Below are 5,001 nucleotides of genomic sequence, written 5' to 3'. Positions count from 1 at the left end.
ATCAGCACAGCTAAAAACACCCAACCACCAAACCCCATTTCCGAACGAATTGGGCCTTAAAATACAATCAAGGGAATGTGAGCTCACTATACTATCCGGTAGAAATGAGATAATAATGCTCAGCATGAGGGGGAGCCCTATCACCAGGCCGTTTTCAAAATTAAATCCCCCTTCTGTATCTGTGGCCATGATTAATCCCGCTGCAAGCTGTGAACACATGATGTATAAAAGAATACTGCCTACTACTGCCTGGGGAATGCCTCCCATAAAGGCTATTACCGGCGGCATAAATGACATGCCCAGCAGAATTACACCTGCAGGTATGAGAGTAAACCTGGAAGCACACCCTGTAGAAGCTATCACTCCAGGGCTCAGGGAGAAGTTGACGGGACCGATGACACCGAATAGCCCGGATATAAAATTGAGTATACCGGTTAGCGATAGGCCCCTGGTGACACGTTTTGACATGTGATCGGGTTTCAACAAACCACCCACAGAGTAGATGGAACCCAAATCATTGATCGATAAGGCTAAAAAACAAACGAGAAAAGAGATAATCACTCCCGGTTCAAAGCTCAGCTTGAAGTTCATGTTTTGAAAAAAACCGGCAATGAAGCTGGTATTAGCTTCCTTTGCCACTTCAAAACCCTGCGGAAAAAGCAAAATATAAACAACAGTACCTGCAATCAAGGCCCACATAATCAGTGTAGACTTCCAGAATCCACTGACATGCCTGTTCACCGCAAATATGCAGAACACAAAAACAAGTGCAAAAACCAGATTTGGCAGAGCAAGTCCCAGTGCTGTGGAAGATGTGATCAGATTCAAAATCATTGGGGTAAGAGTAAAAGCGACCAGGATGAGAATAGTTGCTATAACAGGTGCTGTAAAAAGCTTCTTTAGATAATTGAATAAACCGGCAGCACTAAGAATGAAAAGAACAAGGCCCCCTATGGCGATTGCAGTGTATATGGCACTCAGGCCACTGGCGTGGCTGGCAACGATGCCCACAAGTAGTATTGTGGCGGGGCCTATGACCAGCGGCAGACGGTGACCCCACAGTAACTGAACCAAAAAGGAAACCCCTGTGATAAAAAATATTTTCTGAATATAGATAATCTGATCCGAAGGATTGCTAAAATGCAAACCAGCCACTATTTTCCCAACGATAATTACCACAGGGACAATAATGGCAAACCACTGCAAACCTAAAAGCAAGAGTTCAGCAATGGGTGGAGTTTCATCAAGCCCATATTTTAGTTTTATCGGTTCCATATGTACCTCCCTTTTGTATTTCGTATCAAATCTTCTTCATTTTCAAACACAATTCCTTTAAAGCGTGACAGGGGGACGGTCCACATCTCATCAGCTTGGCTTGCTTATTACTGCAGAGGGTCTGCCAGGTTCCACAACCGGCTCTTTGTTTGTTTCTGACGACGCCGTCTGGGCGGCATGAATAAATTAAACATCAGAAATCAGATGTTGGCTGTAGAACATAGTTCCTTTTGTGGCTGCATTATTTTCCCATGGTTCAATGATATAATAAACTTAAACATTCAAAACACAATATTTCAATGAGGTGATCTGATGCTGATCGGTCTTGTCAGTGACTCCCATGGTGAATTGGAAAATTTAAAGGATGCAGCCTGGAAGCTGGCTTATAATTGGCATGTTAAGGTGATCGCTCATTTGGGCGATGAGTGTGAGGATGTCGATGCCATCCGCGATATGAGATTGGAGATCATAGAGGTGCCCGGGGTTTACTGCCAGGAGTACCAGGACCCGGCTATCACCAATCGTGTGCTTAAGGAGTTTGAAGGACAGAGGGTGCTCTTTACTCATACAGCTGAACCCCATAAAAACGACCTCCCCGATGACCCCGACCCGAGGCAGTTGGCCTTGGACCGCAAGGTTGATGTGGTGGCTTTCGGCCACACCCATATCCCTGAAGCAAAGGTGGAGAACGGTGTCCTCTGGGTTAATCCAGGCCACTTAAAAAATTCCGACAAGAAAGGGCATCCTCCAAGTTTTGCTGTGCTGGATGTTGATAAAGATAACGCCAGAGTGCTCTTGATCGACTTAAAGAGCGGGGATATCTTTGATTCCTGCGATATTGAGAATGCCTAAACGATACAACCACATCTGAATACAAAATTAAGGCTCCCGGAAACCGGAAGCCTTTTATCATATTTTCTGGGTATAACCGCACTAGCCAGGGGAACCGTCCCCTTGGCAGGTGCGCTGGGGACGGTTCCTTTTGCACGTCACCCTTGCACCCCTCGCAGAAATGCACCAGGAACCGTCCCTCTTGCATCCTTAGAACGACGTCAGTCTTGTTTTCTTTTTATATAAGAATACGCCAATTCCAGCCAGAGCTAATCCTGCAAAATGAAACACTAATGGGAATGAGCCGGTTTTCGGCAGCTTTTCGGTTTTCTTTTTGCTTATTGCTTCGGTTTCTTCTGTTCGATTGCTTGTTTCTTCGGTTTCTTCTGTTGCTTCTTCAAGATTGCTTATTGCTTCATTGATTGCTTTTGTCTTGGCAACTACTTCTGCATTGGTCGTTTCCGGCATTGCTAGTGCTGCTTCTAAAACAGCCCAGCTTGCTTTTGTGTAATCAGTTTCTTTTAATTGGTCTGCAGCTGCTGCCGCTGTATCAAGACCCGCTTGGCCGGCAAATACAAGGTCAGCTTGGGCAGCTAAAATCGCTGCTGTAGCTGCATCTACTTCTTCTTGAGTGTTTTCAGCAGTTACCACATTAGCATTTACAACCGCCTGGTATGTTGCCCAGCTTTCTGCTGTGTAATTTGTTTCTTTTATAGCTGCTAATGCTCCATTGTAGGCTGTTAAATCAGTTACAACGGTTGTCTCTTCCCAAATGGCATACAGGTTCAGGGCTTCTGCCGGCATGGTGATCTGGGTTCGTGCCGCATAACCGGTGCCTGTCCCGTCAGATGATGTATTCCATTCTTTGAACCTATAGCCTGCCGGTGCGGTAAAGCTATTGGCCGCCGCTGCGGTAAAGGTTTCACCTGCGGCTTTGTCACTCTCGATTGGTGCTGTGCCTGTACCACCATTGGCATGATAAGTGACGGTATAGGTTGAGGGTGGTGTAGTATCGGTGATACTGATGGTCAGCGTTGCCGGGCTGCCATGATCAAATTCCACTGTCAGCACAAGATCGCCTGCGGATTGTGTTGCCAGATAATCCTGCTTGATGGTCAGGGTGTTGCCGCTTATGGTGTAGTCAGTATTTGCCATCAAGACAGCATCGCCCTTCTTAACCGCGGTTACGTTAGTTGCTGAGTTCCAGGTGATGGTAGTGGTTACATCGGCCTGACTTCCCGCTTTCTTGTCAAAGGATGCGGTAGTAGGATTGATGGCAGCACTTACTACCGGTATTGCTTCCACTGCAACAGCAACTGTTACGGTTACTGCCTTGGCCGGCATGGTGAAGGTATAGCTTTCTCCCGCTGTTACTGTGGTTATTGCCACTGCTCCACTGTCGGCATCGGTAACAGTGATGGACTTGAACTGTTTGCCGGCTTCTATACCAGCTATGCTAACGGTTACGGTTGCGCCTTCAGATGCTTCTGCAGCCGGGTCAGTTGTTACAGTTGCTGTCCCGCCTTCTACATTAGCTATGGTTATAGCGTATTTCACCGGTGGTATATCCTCATAGGTTACGGCTACGGTTGTATCTTCAATAATAGTGAAGGTATACTTACTGTTTACTAGTTCAGCTTTTTTGTCTATTCCATTTACGGTAAAAGTGGCTACCTGCTTACCTGCTGTCGGGGTAACGGTAATGGTTACCGAGGTGTTCTCGGTGATAGCTCCAGCTCCGGGATCGGAGGTTAAACCGTCACCACTTAATGTCAAGGTATAGGTTACCGGGGTTGTATCAGATACGCTAATATTCAAGGCAGCGGCATCACCTTTGTCAAACACGATGGTTAAAGCTACATCCCCAACAGCTAGTGCTGCCAGGTATTCTTTTTTGATGGTTAAGGTGTTACCAGCTACGGTGTAGTCAGTATTTGCCGTTAAGGCAGCATCGCCCTTCTTAACCGCGGTTACATTAGTTGCTGAGTTCCAGGTGATAGTAGCGGTTACATCGGCCTGACTTCCCGCTTTTTTGTCAAAGTTCACAGTTGTTGGGTTGATAGTTGCATTGGTTACGGTGCTATCACTGACGGTAATGGTCAAGGCAGCGGCATCACCTTTGTCAAACTCGATGGTTAAAGCTACATCGCCAACAGCCTGGCCTGCCAGGTAGGCTTTTTTGATGGTCAGGGTGTTACCTTCTACGGTGTAGTCAGTATTTGCCATTAAGACAGCATCGCCCTTCTTAACCGCAGTTACGTTAGTTGCCGAGTTCCAGGTGATAGTAGTGGTTACATCGCCCTGGGCTGCCGCTTTCTTGTCAAAGGATGCGGTAGTAGGATTGATGGCAGCACTTACTACCGGTATTGCTTCCACTGCAACAGCAACTGTTACGGTTACTGCCTTGGCCGGCATGGTGAAGGTATAGCTTTCTCCCGCTGTTACTGTGGTTATTGCCACTGCTCCACTGTCGGCATCAGTAACCGTGATGGACTTGAACTGTTTGCCGGCTTCTATACCGGCTATGCTAACGGTTACGGTTGTGCCTGCTGCCGCTTCATTGGCCGGATTAGTAGTTACGGTTGCTGTCCCGCCTGTTACATTAGCTACGGTTATAGCGTATTTCACCGGTGGTATATCCTCATAGGTTACGGCTACGGTTGTATCTTCAATAATAGTGAAGGTATACTTACTGTTTACTAGTTCAGCTTTTTTGTCTATTCCATTTACGGTAAAAGTGGCTACCTGCTTACCTGCTGTCGGGGTAACGGTAATGGTTACCGAGGTGTTCTCGGTGATAGCTCCAGCTCCGGGATCGGAGGTTAAACCGTCACCACTTAATGTCAAGGTATAGGTTACCGGGGTTGTATCAGATACGCTAATATTCAAGGCAGC

General features: G+C 46.8%; 3 protein-coding genes. 1 reads left to right on the top strand and 2 read right to left on the bottom strand.

Annotated elements, in window-relative coordinates; all coding sequences use genetic code 11:
* Positions 1–1,275: uracil-xanthine permease family protein (locus SSCH_RS04620; protein ID WP_044664453.1), on the bottom strand; the 1,275-nt coding region annotated here is incomplete at its 3' end.
* A gap of 312 nt (positions 1,276–1,587) precedes the next feature.
* Between SSCH_RS04620 and SSCH_RS04615 the strand changes: the two genes are divergently transcribed.
* Positions 1,588–2,127 (top strand): metallophosphoesterase family protein, encoded by a 540-nt coding sequence (locus SSCH_RS04615; protein WP_044664452.1) that lies wholly within the window; start codon positions 1,588–1,590, stop codon positions 2,125–2,127.
* A gap of 189 nt (positions 2,128–2,316) precedes the next feature.
* On the opposite strand, the gene SSCH_RS04610 is transcribed toward SSCH_RS04615, so the two are convergent.
* On the bottom strand, positions 2,317–5,001 hold a 2,685-nt coding region (locus SSCH_RS04610; RefSeq protein ID WP_044664451.1), incomplete at its 5' end, for a X2-like carbohydrate binding domain-containing protein.

Source organism: Syntrophaceticus schinkii (assembly GCF_000946815.1).
Lineage (GTDB): Bacteria > Bacillota > DSM-12270 > Thermacetogeniales > Thermacetogeniaceae > Syntrophaceticus > Syntrophaceticus schinkii.
This window is presented reverse-complemented; position numbering and strand designations above follow the sequence as displayed.